Annotated in this window: 12 protein-coding genes; 8 read left to right on the top strand and 4 right to left on the bottom strand. The window is 62.1% G+C overall.

The features are described from left to right. Positions 1-139: 139 nt before the first annotated feature. Entirely contained in the window at positions 140-1,177 is a 1,038-nt protein-coding gene (gene xylF, locus LAC81_RS13540; RefSeq protein ID WP_223725212.1) for a D-xylose ABC transporter substrate-binding protein, read from the bottom strand. Positions 1,178-1,524: 347 nt separating this feature from the next. On the opposite strand from xylF, the gene LAC81_RS13535 reads away from it, so the two are divergent. Further along, positions 1,525-2,739, top strand: a complete 1,215-nt coding sequence (locus tag LAC81_RS13535; RefSeq protein WP_223725211.1) for an ROK family transcriptional regulator — start codon at positions 1,525-1,527, stop codon at positions 2,737-2,739. Between the two features lie 129 nt (positions 2,740-2,868). Further along, the gene (locus LAC81_RS13530) at positions 2,869-5,229 is read left to right on the top strand and encodes an EAL domain-containing protein (RefSeq protein WP_223725210.1); all 2,361 of its coding nucleotides are present in this window, start codon (positions 2,869-2,871) and stop codon (positions 5,227-5,229) included. A 144-nt stretch (positions 5,230-5,373) separates the two neighbouring features. Here the strand turns inward: LAC81_RS13530 and iolG are convergent, their stop codons facing one another. After that, positions 5,374-6,366 (bottom strand): inositol 2-dehydrogenase, encoded by a 993-nt coding sequence (gene iolG, locus LAC81_RS13525; protein ID WP_223725209.1) that lies wholly within the window; start codon positions 6,364-6,366, stop codon positions 5,374-5,376. A 336-nt stretch (positions 6,367-6,702) separates the two neighbouring features. On the opposite strand from iolG, the gene LAC81_RS13520 reads away from it, so the two are divergent. After that, entirely contained in the window at positions 6,703-6,957 is a 255-nt protein-coding gene (locus tag LAC81_RS13520; RefSeq protein WP_223725208.1) for a hypothetical protein, read from the top strand. Between the two features lie 3 nt (positions 6,958-6,960). Here the strand turns inward: LAC81_RS13520 and LAC81_RS13515 are convergent, their stop codons facing one another. Continuing rightward, positions 6,961-7,404, bottom strand: coding sequence for a hypothetical protein (locus LAC81_RS13515; protein ID WP_223725207.1), 444 nt, complete (start codon positions 7,402-7,404; stop codon positions 6,961-6,963). A 96-nt stretch (positions 7,405-7,500) separates the two neighbouring features. Continuing rightward, positions 7,501-8,481 carry a LysR family transcriptional regulator gene (locus LAC81_RS13510; RefSeq protein ID WP_223725206.1) on the bottom strand — a complete coding sequence of 327 codons (981 nt, stop codon included), beginning with the start codon at positions 8,479-8,481 and terminating at the stop codon, positions 7,501-7,503. 286 nt (positions 8,482-8,767) lie between these two features. Between LAC81_RS13510 and chvE the strand changes: the two genes are divergently transcribed. The 5 genes from chvE (at position 8,768) to LAC81_RS13485 (ending at position 15,343) form a co-directional block, all read left to right on the top strand. Beyond that, on the top strand, positions 8,768-9,835 hold the full coding sequence (gene chvE, locus LAC81_RS13505; protein ID WP_113535570.1) for a multiple monosaccharide ABC transporter substrate-binding protein: 1,068 nt from the start codon (positions 8,768-8,770) through the stop codon (positions 9,833-9,835). 97 nt (positions 9,836-9,932) lie between these two features. After that, positions 9,933-11,468 carry a multiple monosaccharide ABC transporter ATP-binding protein gene (mmsA, locus tag LAC81_RS13500; protein ID WP_223725205.1) on the top strand — a complete coding sequence of 512 codons (1,536 nt, stop codon included), beginning with the start codon at positions 9,933-9,935 and terminating at the stop codon, positions 11,466-11,468. Next, complete coding sequence (mmsB, locus tag LAC81_RS13495; RefSeq protein WP_113535568.1) at positions 11,468-12,676, top strand: multiple monosaccharide ABC transporter permease; 1,209 nt, start codon at positions 11,468-11,470, stop codon at positions 12,674-12,676. The genes mmsA and mmsB overlap by 1 nt, the downstream gene beginning before the upstream one ends. 170 nt (positions 12,677-12,846) lie before the next feature. After that, complete coding sequence (gene araD1, locus LAC81_RS13490) at positions 12,847-13,842, top strand: AraD1 family protein (protein ID WP_223725204.1); 996 nt, start codon at positions 12,847-12,849, stop codon at positions 13,840-13,842. Between the two features lie 67 nt (positions 13,843-13,909). Further along, complete coding sequence (locus LAC81_RS13485) at positions 13,910-15,343, top strand: aldehyde dehydrogenase family protein (RefSeq protein ID WP_223725203.1); 1,434 nt, start codon at positions 13,910-13,912, stop codon at positions 15,341-15,343. Positions 15,344-15,383: the final 40 nt, after the last annotated feature.

Genomic DNA, 15,383 nt, shown 5'->3' with positions numbered 1-15,383 from the left:
GCAGAGATCGAGCGGTTTCGTTAGGCTGCGCCGGTCGTGCGGAGGGCATTGTCCGCCCGGCACGCACCTTGCGCAAGCGCCGCAACGGGTTGCGTTGCGGCGCTTGTCTGAAGTCAGCGCTCAGCTCTGCTGATGCGGTTTATTTGCAGGCCGCGACGTCGCCTTTGACGCCCTGGCAGGCTTCAGCCTTGGAGATCCAGCCCGCGTCGATGACGACGTTCAGGTTGTCCTTGGTGATCGGCAGCGGTGCCAGGAAGACCGACTGCATGGCCACGCCCTTCGGGCCACCGTTGAAGGTGGTGACGCCCGAGACTTCTTCCATCTTCTTGCCACCGGCAAGTTCGACGGCGACTTCTGCAGCGCGCTTGCCGAGTTCACGGCTGTCCTTCCAGACCGAGACGGTCTGCGTGCCGAGAGCGACGCGGTTCAGCGCCGCCTTGTCCGCGTCCTGGCCGGAGACCGGAACGGAGCCTGCGAGGCCCTGCGCATCGAGAGCCGCGATCGCGCCGCCGGCAGTGCCGTCGTTGGAGGCGACAACCGCATCGACCTTGTTGTCGTTGGCGGTCAGGAACTGCTCCATGTTCTTCTGGGCGTTTTCAGGCTTCCAGCCGTCGGTGTAGGCTTGGCCGACATCCTTGATCTTGCCGGCGTCGACAGCTTCCTTCAGCACTTCCATCTGTCCAGAGAAGAGGAAGTCGGCGTTCGGGTCGGAAGACGAGCCCTTGATGAAGACGTAGTTGCCTTCCGGCTTCACCTTGAACACTTCGCGGGCCTGCATGCGGCCGACTTCCTTGTTGTCGAAGGTGATGTAGAAGGCCGCCGGGTTTTCGATCAGGCGGTCGTAGCCGACGACCGGGATGCCTTCAGCGGCAGCCTTTTCGATCGCCGGGCCGATGGCGTCGCTGTCCTGGGCAAGCACGATCAGTGCATTGGCGCCTTGGGCAATCAGCGACTCGATGTCGGTCAGCTGCTTGGCGGCGGACGACTGTGCGTCAGCGGAGATGTACTTGTCGCCGGATGCTTCGAGGGCTGCCTTGATGGCAGCTTCGTCGGTTTTCCAGCGCTCTTCCTGGAAGTTGGACCAGGAAACGCCGACGACCAGGTCCTTCGCCTGGGCAACGGAATGCAGGGAAACGATGACGGCAACACCTGCCATCAGCTTCAAAACGGATTTCATTTCATCCTCCCGAGTGAGGGCCAGCCGAGCGTGCGAACCTCCCGCACCATCCTCCGCCAGCCTTGGAACGCTGCCGTAGATCGTCCCGCTACAGGGTGCGGAATTATTTTCTCGACAGTCGAGAAAATGAATGTCATGGATTTTGGAGGCTGTCAACACGGCGTGAACGCGGTGGTTGCGGCATCAGCAAAGTGCTTCGCGAGCGGCCGCGTCCGTTGTTTCTCGACCGTCGAGAAAATCGGAGCCACAAGGCTGTCGACAAGGTGTTCCGCGCCTTGTCTTGCCGCTCAACAGATGCTTTGGGAGGGGCATGTGTTCGAAGGATCCGCCACTGACAGGGACGTCTCATGCTGACCAAATCCAGCACTGAGCTCGTGCGTCAGCAAAACAGCGCGCTGGTCCTGGCCGCGCTCAGGCGTGCCGGCAATCTCTCCCATACGGAAATCTCGGCCGAGACCGGCCTTGCCTCTGCGACGGTTTCGGCGATCACGGCCGAGCTGGAAAAAGCAGGCATACTCGCCAAGGCCGAGCAACAGGTTCAGGGCGGGCGAGGGCGGCCACGTGTGCTCTTTACGCCGCGCCGGGACCATGGCCATCTCGTGGTCGTCAGGATCTCCTCCGACATCGTGCAGTACTCTCTGGTCGACTATGGCGGCACCCTGCTCGACCGTTTCGACGAAATGCGAAATCACGACGAGCGCGGCACGGTTCCCTTCGCCCGCGCATTCGTGGATGCGCTCGAACGCCTGCTGCAGCGTTCGCGGCTGGAGCGGGATCGGGTGCTCGCCGTATCGATCAGCAGCAAGGGGCTCGTGGATAACGAGGCCGCGCGGCTTCTGTGGTCGCCGGTCTTTGGGCGGGAAGAACTGGATTTCGCCGCGCTGCTTGCACCGCAATGGCGGGCGAAAGTCATGCTGAGCAACGAGACGCTGCTGGTTGCGCAGGCGCTTGCAGCGCAAGCCGCGCGCAAGCCGGAGGGCGCCTTCAGGGCGCTTGCGGCGATCTCTCTCGGTCATAGCATCGGGCTTGGCGTTGCCCGCAAAAGCCAAAGCGGCGAGATGGATGTCAGCGCACCGAACTTCGGTCATATGCTGCACGCGCCATCGGCTGGCCTTTGCCGCTGTGGCGCCTATGGCTGCATCGAAGCTGCGGCCGGCTTCTATGGAATTCTGCGGGCTGCCTTCGAGGTGCCGGCCGATACCATTCCCGCCAAATTCGTTCCGGTCGCCGAACTCGACAAGATTGCCGCGAGCGCCCGGCAGGGCCACCGCATGGCTGGCTACGCGTTCCGCCAGGCGGGCATCGCGCTCGGTAACGGCATCTCGCGTATGCTGAGCCTTTACGAGCGCATGCCTGTACACGTTACCGGGCCCGGCATCCGCTATTTCGATCTCATGCTTCCGGGGATTGAGGAGGGACTTGCGCAGTCCATGCAAGTCCGGCTCCAGGGCGCTCCCGAAATATCGGTCGTGCTCGACGAACAACGCCTCGTCTTCGAGGGGCATCTGGAGCGGGCGCTGGGCGCCATCGATGGCGAGATTGCCGCCACCGGCCATTCTTGACACACGGTCGAGGTGCATCGTCAGGCACAACCATTTTTGGGGTTGTATCGAGGGCGAACATCCAAGCAAGTACAATTTACAGTTATTTAGCGACTCCTTGTCAATGTGACCGTGACGCGGGAGACGCTTATGTTTTCAGTGATTGCTTGCATACGCGACGACCATGATTGGCGTCTTATCGTAGCTGCCGCGATCGTCTGCCTGGCAGGCAGCGTCGCAACGATGTTGCTGCTGCTGCGTGCCCAGCGAAGCGAAGGCGGTCAACGAAGTCGCTGGGTTGCCGCCAGCGGTCTTGCCTGCGGCATCGGCGTCTGGTCGACGCATTTCATAGCGATGCTGGCCTATGATGGTGGCGTGCCGGTTGCCTACGGTCTTTGGGGCACGGCCCTTTCGGTGATCGTCGCTATCGCCGCCTCCTGGGTCGCCTTTGCCATCGGCCTCGGCGGTGGTTCGCGTCTTTCGATGTCCTGCGGCGGCTTCGTGCTCGGCACCGGCGTCGCGGCAATGCATTTCACCGGGATGCGGGCGATCGAGATTCACGGGCACATTGCCTACGATCCGCGGGCGACGCTTCTGGCCGTTGTCGCCGGAACATTGCTGGCGGGCACAGCGCTTCATGCCTTTCATACGCTGCGCAGCCTGCGGCGGCTGGTCGTCTCGTCGCTGCTGCTGGTCCTCGCAATCTGCGCCATGCACTTCACGTCGATGAGCGGCGTGACGCTGGTGCCGGAGGCCAATGTCGCCGTTGCCGAGACCATCCATCCCGCCTGGCTTGCCGGAGGGGTTATTGCCGCCTCCACGACATTGATCGTGCTCGCCTTTGGCGCCCTCTTCGTCGATCGGCACCTGACTGACCTCAGAGGGCTCGCCAATGCTTCGCTCGAAGGCATGGCGATTGTTTTCGATGGCGTCATCGTCGAAGCCAACGAGCGCTTTTCCGGCCTCACCGGTCGGACGTTTTCGCAGCTGTCCGGGAGCCGTCCGTCGGAGATCTTCGCCTTCGGCGGGGAGGGGCTGGAGGCACACAGGCGCGGCGACGGCCCCGGCGAGATCGATCTCCTCAACGCGGATGGGCGCACCATCCCGGTCGAATTCATGTGCCGGACGATCGAGTATCGCGGGCGGGAATGCGATGTGATCTTCGTGCGCGACTTGAGGGCCCGCAAGGAAGCGGAGCGCACGATCGAGCATCTTGCCCATCACGACGCGCTGACCGACCTCCCGAACCGCGCCTTCTTCGATCGCAGGCTCGCCCAGACGCTGGCGGCCGCCACGGCGCGCGGCGAGGATCTGGCGATCCTCTGCCTCGACCTCGATCGCTTCAAGGCGGTCAACGATATCTTCGGCCATGGCGAGGGCGACCGCATCCTGCGCAAGGTTGCCGATATCCTGCGCGAAGCGGCCGGAGAGCAGGACACCATCGCCCGGCTCGGCGGCGACGAGTTCGCGATCGTTCAGGTGGGCGGCAAGCAGCCGCAGGCTGCACGCCAGTTGACGGATCGTATCCTGACGCTGTTTGCCGCGGAAATGGATACCAACCGCGACCCGACCGCCGTCGGCGTCAGCATAGGTGCAGCGCTTTACCCGATCGACGGGCAGACTGCCGACCAGTTGCTCAACAACGCCGACACGGCACTCTACCGCGCCAAGCAGAGCGGTAAGGGGATCGCCTGCTACTTCGACCGGGAAATGGACGAAGCATTGCGCACCCGCCGGCAGATCGAAAACGACCTGCGCCATGCGGTGCTTCGTCGGCAGTTCTTTCTTGAGTACCAGCCGCTGGTCGAAGTGCAGAGTGACAGGGTCATCGGCTACGAGGCACTGCTGCGCTGGAACCATCCGCAGCGCGGGCTGATCGGGCCCGACGTGTTCATCCCGATCGCGGAGGAAAGCGGCTCAATCATCCAGATCGGCGAATGGGTGCTGGAGCAGGCCTGCACGGAAGCGGCAAAGTGGAACGAGCCCTTGCCGATTTCCGTCAATATCTCGCCGGTCCAGTTCCTTCTGCCCAATCTCTTCGATCAGGTCGCAAGCATATTGCACCGGACTGGCCTTGATCCCTGGCGGCTGGAACTCGAGATCACCGAGGCGGCGCTCATGCACAATCGCGAGGATGTGCTGGCGGTGCTGGTGCGCCTGCGGGTCCTCGGCGTCAGGATCGTCATGGACGACTTCGGCACCGGGCATTCGTCGCTGAGCAACCTGCAGACCTTTCCCTTCGACAAGCTGAAGATCGACTGCAGCTTCACCGCCGCCATCGAACAGGACCCTTCAGCTCAGGCGATTGTTCGTGCGATCATCGCGCTCGGCCACAGTCTCAAGCTTGCTGTCGTGACCGAAGGCGTCGAGACCGAGCGGCAGAGGCAGATCCTGGCCGAGGAAGGCTGCCTGCAGATCCAGGGTTATCTCTCGGGACGGCCGGGGGCTGCGCCCAGCACAGGCCAGGAGGCGCCACATTGGGAGAAGATGCCGGCGCGCGCCGAGGGCTGAAGCTCGCGTTTGCCAAGTGCGGACATGAAAAAAGCCGGGCGTTTGGCGCCCGGCCTTTCCATTTGGTGCTTCGCTGTAACGCTTCGATTTGCTGCATGTCTTTGTCCCTAAATCGAGAACGATCTATGGAGACATGCAGGAGCCTCAGGCGACGCTGATCTGACGCTTCTCGACCACCGACTTCACGGCGGCGTCGGCAAGAGCGAGGGCTGCGAGGCCGTCCTTGCCCGATGGCGTGATTTCCGCGCCCTTTTCGATCGCGGCAATGAAGCTCTCGATCTCGTTGGCATAGGCCTCGGTGTAGCGGGTCATGAAGAAGTCGTGCAGCGGCGGGCGGGTGTAGCCGTCGCCATTGGCGATCTCGATCGAAACCGGACGCTGGTTCTCGGCCGAGGCGACGCCCTTCGAGCCGTGGACTTCGATGCGCTGGTCGTAGCCGTAGGTGGCGCGGCGGGAGTTGGAGATGATCGCCTGCTTGCCGGAGGCCGTCTGCAGGATGACCGAGACGCTGTCATAGTCGCCGGCTTCGCCGATCGCCTTGTCGACGAGAACGGCGGCAGTTGCCGTCACCGAGACCGGCTCTTCGCCGAGCAGGAAGCGGGCCATGTCGAAGTCATGGATGGTCATGTCGCGGAAGATGCCGCCCGAACGCTTGATGTAATCGACCGGCGGGGCGCCCGGATCGCGCGAGGTGATCGTCACCATTTCCACGTCGCCGATCTTGCCGGCATCGATCGCCTTCTTGACGGCCATGAAATGCGGATCGAAGCGACGGTTGAAGCCGACCATCAGCTTGGCCTTGGTCTCGCCCACCACCTTGAGGCAGGCCTTGACGCGCTCGGCGTCGAGATCGACAGGCTTCTCGCAGAAGATCGCCTTGCCGGCGCGGGCGAAGCGTTCGATCAGGTCGGCATGGGTGTCGGTCGGGGTGCAGATGACGACGGCGTCGATGTCCTTGGCCGCTTCGATCGCTTCGATGGTGCGCACGTCGCAGCCATACTGCTCGGCGATGGCTTCGGCAGCAGCGGGAAAGGCATCGGCAACGGCGACAAGCACGGCGTCCGGATTGCCGCTGACGGCTTTCGCGTGAACCTTGCCGATACGACCGGCGCCCAGAAGACCAAATCTGACTGTCATCTCTGTTTCTCTCGAATTCCGGTTCGCGACCGGGAAGGGGCGTGATGATCGGCGCTCATCGCGCAAAGGCGCCGCGGAACGCTGTTTCCGCGAATCGGTCGAAGAATTGTCACGAAAGACCGCGCCTTGGAACGCTGCGACAGAGCCTCTCCCTTGGTACCTCCGCACCCACTCGGCCCTTTCAATCATTTGGAATGAAGTAGCCGACGTGTATTATTTCGGAATTTTTATTCCATTTTCATTGCGTCCGTCAAGAGGCTGAAGGCCGCTGGGCTTGCTGTCCCTGACAAATATCCCGTAAATGGGGCGCACACGATAAGGCCACCAGAGGACAGAATGCTCAAGTTCATTGACCCGGACCACCCTTTTTACCGCCCACTATGGGTCCGCCTGCTGATCGTGGCCTTCTGCGCCGGCTGGACGGTGGTCGAATTTCTGGGCGAACAGGCGATGTGGGGCATGATCTTCCTGGCGATGACCGCCTATGCCTCGGCAGCGCTGCTGGTCTTTTACAAGCCAAGCGAGAAGGGCGAGGAAAAAACGGTGGACGAGGAGCAGGGCAAGAGCGGCGGTGACGGCGCCGCGGGCTGAGGATCACGCCGCCGGGTTGATTGCGCGTATCTGCTGCGAGGCTTCGTCGATCAGCATGTTGGCGAGTTTCATGCGCACGGTCGCATTGGCGCGGAAGGCAGCCGGCAAGCGGTCCGGATGATTGAGGGCCGCGAACGCTCGCCGCTTCGCCGCAAGCGTTATTTGTGTCTCGCCGTCGCCAAGTGCCAGCTCTTCGGCAACGTTGGCTAGGCTGGTGCGGTTGAGATAGTCGGGCATCACCGGTGGAGGTGGCGGCTCCACGAATGTCGCGTCGAGATAGGCACGCTCGACTGCGCCGAAGGGAGCCAGGCCGACGCTATCGGCGGCACTGTCGAAGGCCGGGGCATAAGGCGTGGCGATACGCGTCGCTTCGACCGTTGCCGGTTCGATATCCTCTTCCGATTTCAGCCGCTCGAGCACCGACTGAAAGACTGACATTCCAAACATGATGCCTCCATGGGAGCCGCACCATCGCAGATGGAGATTATCCCGGGCTGATCAGATTGATCATGCCGGGCTGATCAATTTGATCATGCCGCGCGGTCATGCTCGCCCCTGCTTCAGGATCAGGTCGTAGAGCAGCTTGGCGCTTGGCGGCAACGCGCGCCCCTCGGCGGTGATCAGCCCGTAGGGCTTGATGCGGATCGGGGTCTCGGTCTTCAGGATGCGGATTTCGCCGGCTGGCGTGCCGTTGCCCGCAATGAGGTTGGCGACGTCGAGCGCCACCGGCGCGATCGCATTGGTGTTGCGCACGATCGAGAGCGTTAGGATGATCGACGAGGTGTTGATCACGGTCGCCGGCAGCCTGACGCCAGCCGACACGAAACTGTCCTCAACTGCGCGCCGCAGCAGCGTGCCCGGCGGCTGGAACACCCAGTCGTAGGAGGGCAGGTCCTCGGCGCCGACCATGGGCTTGTCAAGCAGCGGATGGCCGTCGCGCACGATCAGGCAGACTTCCTCGTAGCCGATCTCCACCATGTTGAAGAGCCGCGGCGGCTGGTCGTCGGGGATGCGGCCGATGATGAAATCGTGGCGGGCGGCGAGCAGTTCCCTTGCTAGCACGTTGCTGTTTTCGATCTGGACGTTGATCTCGATGCCGGGATAGGCGGTGATCACCTGGCGAATGGCGGGGACGGCGAGATTGAGCGCCGGGCCGGTGACCGAGCCGAGAGAAACCGAGCCGCCGCTGCCGGTCTTGAGTTCGCTGATCTCGCGGGAGGCTTCGCGAAGCTCCAGAAAGATGGTGCGCGCGCGCCGCGCCAGGGCCTCTCCATAGGGCGTCAGTTCGACGCCGCGGGCGACGCGTTCGCAGACCGGCGCCTTCAGCATGGTCTCGATTTCCGACAGCATGCGCGAGGCCGCCGGCTGTGAAATTCCAAGGGCTTCGGCGGCAGCGCTGATGCGCCGATGATCGTCGATCGCGAGAATCAGCCGGAGATGGCTGATCTTCAGTCCGGAGCGGAAGAGTGCGGAATCGAAGAGTTCACCGGGCTTGGCGGCGGCACCAGGCTTTTGGTCGCGCATTTTCCGTCTCTCTAATTCTTGCTCGGTTTTCAAGGATTTTCAAAAATCACACTGTTTGCAAGTGCTATATCATTTTTGGTATGCATTCAAAGCGATATTGTATTTGACAGTTATATGTTTTGATTCCAGTTTTTACTCATGTGCCAGCGCATGTAGGAGCATGCGAGGCGGGGAGGCCTCTCCTTCACCTTGACCGCAGCCGGAGACGCAGATCTCGGGCGGCGGATTGCTGCGCATAGACGGAAAGGCTTAGCCTGCCGGCTTCAACTTTTTTGGGAGAGAACTGATGAAATTGATGACTTCGCTTCTCGCAGCCGCTGCGATTTCGATCGCGTCCTTCGCTGCGCCGGTATTTGCGCAGGACAAGGGCACGGTCGGCATTTCCATGCCGACGAAGACGTCGACCCGCTGGATTTCCGACGGCGAGACGATGGAGAAGCTGTTCAAGGAAGCCGGCTACACCCCGGACCTGCAGTTTGCTGACGACGACATTCCGAACCAGCTCGCTCAGATCGAGAATATGGTGACCAAGGGCGCCAAGGTTCTCGTCATCGGCGCCATCGACGGCACGACGCTCTCCGACATCCTGCAGAAGGCTCACGACGCCGGCGTCAAGGTTATCGCCTATGACCGCCTGATCCGTGACTCGGGCAATGTCGACTACTACGCCACCTTCGACAACTTCCAGGTCGGCGTTCAGCAGGCGACCTCGCTGGTCCAGGGCCTCAAGCTCGACGGCGCGACCGAGCCGAAGAACATCGAGCTCTTCGGCGGTTCGCCGGACGATAACAACGCCTTCTTCTTCTACGACGGTGCGATGTCGGTCCTGCAGCCGCTGATCGACAGCAAAAAGATCGTGGTCAAGTCCGGCCAGAAGGGCATGGACCAGGTCGGCACGCTGCGTTGGGACGGTGCCGTTGCCCAGGCCCGTATGGAAAACCTGCTGTCGTCGAACTACACCGACGCCAAGGTCGATGGCGTGCTGTCGCCCTATGACGGTCTGTCGATCGGCATCATCTCGGCGCTGAAGGGCGTCGGTTACGGCTCGGGCGACATGGCAATGCCTGCCGTCACCGGTCAGGACGCCGAGCTGCCGTCGGTCAAGTCGATCCTTGCCGGCGAACAGTATTCGTCGATCTTCAAGGACACGCGCGAACTCGCCAAGGTCACCGTCGGCATGGTCAATGCGATCATGGAAGGCAAGGAGCCGGAAGTGAACGACACCAAGACCTATGACAACGGCGTCAAGGTGGTTCCGTCCTACCTGCTGAAGCCGGTTGCCGTCGACAAGTCCAACATCAAGGACGTGCTGGTTTCCTCCGGTTACTACACCGAAGACCAGATCAACAACTGATCTTTTTGAGCGTGAGGGCCCGTGCATGCGCGCGGGCCCTTTTATCCAGATGACGGAGCCGGTACTCTCTTGAAGACTGCCGCTGGAATGACTGAACATGGACAATATCATTCTTGAAATGCGGGGCATCACCAAGACGTTTCCGGGCGTCAAGGCGCTGGACAATGTCAGCTTCAAGGTCCGCGAAGGCGAGATTCACGCACTCGTCGGCGAAAACGGTGCCGGCAAGTCGACGCTGATGAAGGTGCTGAGCGGCGTCTATCCCGCCGGCACCTATGACGGCGAGATCCACTATGACGGCGAAGCCCGCCGCTTTTCGACGATTTCCGACAGCGAAGACCTCGGCATCATCATCATCCACCAGGAACTGGCGCTGGTGCCGCTGCTTTCGATCGCCGAGAACATCTTCCTCGGCAACGAGATCGCCAGCAACGGCGTGATCCACTGGCCGCAGACCTTTGCCCGCACGCAGGAACTGCTGAAGAAGGTGGGCTTGAGCGAAAGTCCGGCGACGCTGATCACCGACATCGGTGTCGGCAAGCAGCAGCTGGTAGAGATCGCCAAGGCGCTGTCGAAGAAGGTGCGGCTGCTGATCCTCGACGAACCGACCGCCTCACTCAACGAAACCGATTCCGATGCGCTTTTGAAGCTGCTGATGGAGTTTCGCACGCAGGGCATGACCTCGATCATCATCTCGCACAAGCTGAACGAGATCCGGAAGGTCGCCGACCAGATCACCATCCTGCGCGACGGCGGCACGGTCGAGACGCTCGACTGTCACAGCGAAGACATCGGCGAAGACCGGATCATCAAGGGCATGGTCGGCCGCGCCATGGAAGACCGTTATCCGCCGCGCGAACCCAAGATCGGCGAGACGCTGCTCGAAGTGAAGAACTGGAACGTCTTCCACCAGCAGCACCGCGACCGGCAATTCCTGCACGATGTCAATTTCACCGTGCGCGCCGGCGAGGTCGTCGGCATCGCCGGGTTGATGGGGGCAGGGCGCACCGAAACGGCCATGAGCCTCTTCGGCAAGTCCTGGGGCCACAAGATCACCGGCGACGTGTCGATGCGCGGCAAGCCCGTTGACGTCAGCACCATTCCGCGTGCGATCGATGCGGGGCTTGCCTATGTCACCGAGGACCGCAAGCAGCTCGGTCTCGTGCTGATCAACAACATCAAGGAGAACACGACGCTCTCCAACTTGAAGGCGGTGGCCGCAAACGGCGTCATCGACGATCGCAAGGAGGCGAAGGTCGCCTCTGACTATCGCTCGAAGCTGCGCATACGTTCGCACTCGATCTATCAGGAAACGGTCAACCTTTCGGGCGGCAACCAGCAGAAGGTCGTCTTGTCCAAATGGCTGTTCACCAATCCGGAAGTTCTCATTCTCGACGAGCCGACACGTGGCATCGATATCGGCGCGAAGTATGAGATCTACACCATCATCAACCAGCTTGCCGCCGAGGGCAAAGGCATCCTGATGATCTCATCGGAAATGCCGGAGCTGCTTGGAACCTGCGATCGCATCTACGTCATGAACGAGGGCCGCATCGTCGCCGAGCTCTCGAAGGCGGAAGCGAGCCAGGAATCCATCATGCGTGCCATCATGCGTTCAGGGGAGAAACACTAATGGTCGCCGATACGAGCACCCAAGCCAACAAACCCTCGATCGGGGACTATCTGAAGAACAACATCCGCGAATACGGCCTCCTGGTCGCGCTCGTGGTGATCATGCTGTTCTTCCAGTTCGTCACCAACGGCGTGCTGTTCAAGCCGGTCAACATCACCAACCTGGTGCTGCAGAACTCCTTCATCGTCATCATGGCGCTCGGCATGCTGCTGATCATCGTTGCCGGACATATCGACCTGTCGGTCGGCTCGATCGTCGCCTTCATCGGCGCGATCTCGGCGATCATGCTGGTCAAGTGGGGGCTGCCGGCCATTGTCGTCATCCCCGCCTGCCTGATCGTCGGTGGCATCATGGGGGCGGCTCAGGGCTATTGGGTTGCCTACCAGAAGATCCCGTCCTTCATCGTGACGCTGGCCGGCATGCTGGTCTTCCGCGGGCTCACCTATGTGGTGCTCGGCGGCCGCCCGATCGGTCCGTTCCCGAAGGAATTCCAGCTGCTTTCGACGGGCTTCGTTCCGGATTTCCTCTATTTCCTCAATCCGGCGCCCGAGACCATTCAGAACATGGTGGCGCTCGTCGCCGTCATCGCGCTGGTCGGCTACGCGATCTATGCGGGCATTCGTGACCGCAAGATCAACGAGCAGCACGGCACGGAAAACGAGCCGTTCATTTTCTTCGCAGTGCAGATGGCGGTCATCGCTGCAGTGGCGCTGTTCATTGGCTTCCAGCTCGCGACCTATCGCGGCCTGCCGAACGTGCTGATCGCCATGGCGGTGCTGATCGCGCTCTACACCTTCATCACCACCCGCTCGACGATCGGCCGGCGCATCTACGCGATGGGCGGCAACGTCAAAGCGACCAAGCTTTCGGGCATCAACACCGAGCGGCTGACCTTCTACACCTTCGTCAACATGGGCGTACTTGCCGCCCTTGCAGGCATGATCATCACCGCCCGCCTCAATTCGGCAACGCCGAAAGCCGGCGTCGGCTTCGAACTCGACGTGATTGCGGCCTGCTTCATCGGCGGCGCCTCGGCCTCCGGCGGCGTCGGCAAGATCATCGGTGCGGTTATCGGCGCCTTCATCATGGGCGTGATGAACAACGGCATGTCGATCATGGGCATCGGCATCGATTACCAGCAGCTGATCAAGGGCCTCGTACTGCTCGCTGCCGTGTTCTTCGATGTCTACAACAAGAACAAGGGTTGAGCGGAAAGCCATAAGACCCGACGCGAACCAGTAACATTCACCGGCAGCAGCAGTTGCCAGGATCGGCGGATTGGCCCGCCGGAATTGGGTGGCGAAAGTCACCCACGGGGACGCTTTTGCCTTGAAAGGGCGACGACCGCGACCCTGATGAAGACAGGAAGGACAGTATCGTGCTGATTTCGCAGGTCAGGAACGAAGACGGATCGATAACGGTTGCGGTGCGGCAGCCGGGCGAGACCGCGCATGCGGTAAAAGGTGCTGCAAGCGTCTATGCCCTGGCGATGGAAGCGGCCAACGCCGGGCGCAGCCTGAAGGAGACGATCGAGGCCAAGGGTCTCGGCGCCGCCGTCGACCTCGACAAGGCCTATGCGGAGGGACGCTTCCTGCCGCCGATCACCCATCCGGACCCGGCGCACCTGCACCTGACCGGCACGGGCCTCACCCATCTCGGTTCGGCCGCGACCCGCGACGCCATGCACAAGAAGACGAGCGAGGCGGCCGAGGAAACGCTGACGGACTCGATGAAGATGTTCCGCATGGGACTCGAGGGCGGCAAGCCGAAAGCCGGCGAGACCGGCGTGCAGCCGGAGTGGTTCTACAAGGGCAACGGCACATCAGCCGTGGCACCGGGCGCGGCACTCGTCTCGCCCTCTTTTGCCGAGGATGGTGGCGAAGAGCCGGAAATGGCCGGCATCTACGTGATCTCCGACCGGGGCGCTCCGTTCCGGATTGGCTTTGCCGTCGCCAACGAGTTCTCCGACCACAAGACCGAGCGGGTCAACTACCTCTGGCTGGCGCATTCGAAGCTGCGTCAGGCGAGCTTCGGTCCGGAAATCCGCATCGGTGTCGCACCGGAGGATATCCGCGGCATGTCGCGCATCCTGCGGGGTGGCCAGGTGCTGTGGGAGAAGCCGTTCCTGTCGGGCGAAACCAACATGTCGCACAGTTTCGCCAATCTTGAGCATCATCATTTCAAGTACGGCCTGTTCCGTCAGCCGGGTGACATCCACGTTCACATGTTCGGCACGGCGACGTTGTCCTTCGGCGACGGCGTCCGCACCGAGGAAGGCGACCTGTTCGAGATCGAGGCCGATGGTTTCGGCCTGCCGCTACGCAATGCGCTTGCGATCGCCGCCGAGGAAAAGGTCGCCATACGCCAGCTCTGACACATCTCCGAAGCGCGACCGTTCACGAGGGACGGTCATGCGCGCTCATGAAGGAGGCTTGAAGCCTATGACATTGCACCAGAACCTGATTGCCGGCGAATGGGTCGGTGGTGACGGGGTTGCCAACATCAACCCTTCCAACACCAATGACGTGGTCGGCGAATATGCCCGCGCCTCTGCCGACGATGCGCGTGCGGCGATTGCCGCTGCGAAAGCGGCGTTTCCGGCCTGGTCGCGCTCCGGCATTCTCGAGCGCCACGCGATCCTGAGGAAGACCGCCGACGAGATCCTTGTCCGCAAGGACGAACTCGGAAAGCTCTTGTCACGCGAGGAAGGCAAGACGCTGGTCGAAGGCATCGGCGAGACCGTGCGTGCCGGCCAGATCTTCGACTTCTTTGCCGGCGAGTGCCTGCGACTGGCGGGCGAAGTGCTGCCGTCGGCAAGACCCAATATCGGCGTCGAGATCACCCGCGAGCCGGTCGGCGTCGTCGGCATCATCACGCCCTGGAACTTCCCGATCGCCATCCCCGCCTGGAAGATCGCGCCGGCGCTTTGCTACGGCAACACCGTCGTCTTCAAGCCGGCCGAACTGGTGCCGGGCAGTTCCTGGGCAATCGTTGACATCCTCCACCGTGCGGGTCTGCCGAAGGGCGTGTTGAACCTCGTGATGGGCAAGGGCTCTGTTGTCGGCCAGGCGATGCTCGACAGCCCCGATATCCACGCGATCACCTTCACCGGCTCGACCGGCACGGGAAAACGTGTGGCGCTCGCCTCCGTCGAGCACAATCGCAAATACCAGCTGGAGATGGGCGGCAAGAACCCCTTCGTCGTGCTCGACGATGCCGATCTTGCGGTCGCGGTCGAGGCGGCGGTCAATTCCGCCTTCTTCTCCACCGGCCAGCGCTGCACCGCCTCCTCGCGCATCATCGTCACCAAGGGCATTCACGATCGTTTCGTCGCGGCAATGGGCGAGCGGATGAAGGGGCTGACGATCGACGACGCCTTGAAGGCCGGCACCCATATCGGCCCGGTGGTCGACCAGAGCCAGCTCAACCAGGACACCGACTATATCGCCATTGGCCAGCAGGAGGGTGCGAAGCTTGCCTTCGGCGGCGAACTGCTGAAGCGCGACGCGCCCGGTTTCTACCTGCAGCCGGCGCTGTTCACCGAGGCGACGAACGCGATGCGCATCAGCCGCGAAGAGATCTTCGGCCCGGTCGCATCCGTCATTCGCGTCAAGGATTACGATGAGGCGCTCGCTGTCGCCAACGACACGCCCTTCGGTCTCTCGTCCGGCATTGCCACCACCAGCCTCAAGCATGCAACCCATTTCAAGCGCAATGCGGAAGCCGGCATGGTGATGGTCAACCTGCCGACCGCGGGCGTCGATTTCCACGTGCCCTTCGGCGGCCGCAAAGGCTCGTCCCACGGCTCGCGCGAGCAGGGCCGCTACGCCGCCGAGTTCTACACAACTGTCAAGACGGCCTACACCCTGGCTTAAGGGCGCCGTCCAAGGGCCCGCGGGATCGATGCGGGCCGCT

Source organism: Ensifer adhaerens (assembly GCF_020035535.1).
Taxonomy (GTDB): domain Bacteria; phylum Pseudomonadota; class Alphaproteobacteria; order Rhizobiales; family Rhizobiaceae; genus Ensifer.
The sequence above is the reverse complement of the archived record's forward strand: the minus strand, read 5'-3'. Positions and strand labels throughout refer to the sequence as shown.

Coding starts and splice junctions, on each gene's coding strand:
- xylF (WP_223725212.1), bottom strand. CDS start 1,177: ATGAAATCCGTTTTGAAGCTGATGGCAGGTGTTGCCGTCATCGTTTCC.
- LAC81_RS13535 (WP_223725211.1), top strand. CDS start 1,525: ATGCTGACCAAATCCAGCACTGAGCTCGTGCGTCAGCAAAACAGCGCG.
- LAC81_RS13530 (WP_223725210.1), top strand. CDS start 2,869: ATGTTTTCAGTGATTGCTTGCATACGCGACGACCATGATTGGCGTCTT.
- iolG (WP_223725209.1), bottom strand. CDS start 6,366: ATGACAGTCAGATTTGGTCTTCTGGGCGCCGGTCGTATCGGCAAGGTT.
- LAC81_RS13520 (WP_223725208.1), top strand. CDS start 6,703: ATGCTCAAGTTCATTGACCCGGACCACCCTTTTTACCGCCCACTATGG.
- LAC81_RS13515 (WP_223725207.1), bottom strand. CDS start 7,404: ATGTTTGGAATGTCAGTCTTTCAGTCGGTGCTCGAGCGGCTGAAATCG.
- LAC81_RS13510 (WP_223725206.1), bottom strand. CDS start 8,481: ATGCGCGACCAAAAGCCTGGTGCCGCCGCCAAGCCCGGTGAACTCTTC.
- chvE (WP_113535570.1), top strand. CDS start 8,768: ATGAAATTGATGACTTCGCTTCTCGCAGCCGCTGCGATTTCGATCGCG.
- mmsA (WP_223725205.1), top strand. CDS start 9,933: ATGGACAATATCATTCTTGAAATGCGGGGCATCACCAAGACGTTTCCG.
- mmsB (WP_113535568.1), top strand. CDS start 11,468: ATGGTCGCCGATACGAGCACCCAAGCCAACAAACCCTCGATCGGGGAC.
- LAC81_RS13485 (WP_223725203.1), top strand. CDS start 13,910: ATGACATTGCACCAGAACCTGATTGCCGGCGAATGGGTCGGTGGTGAC.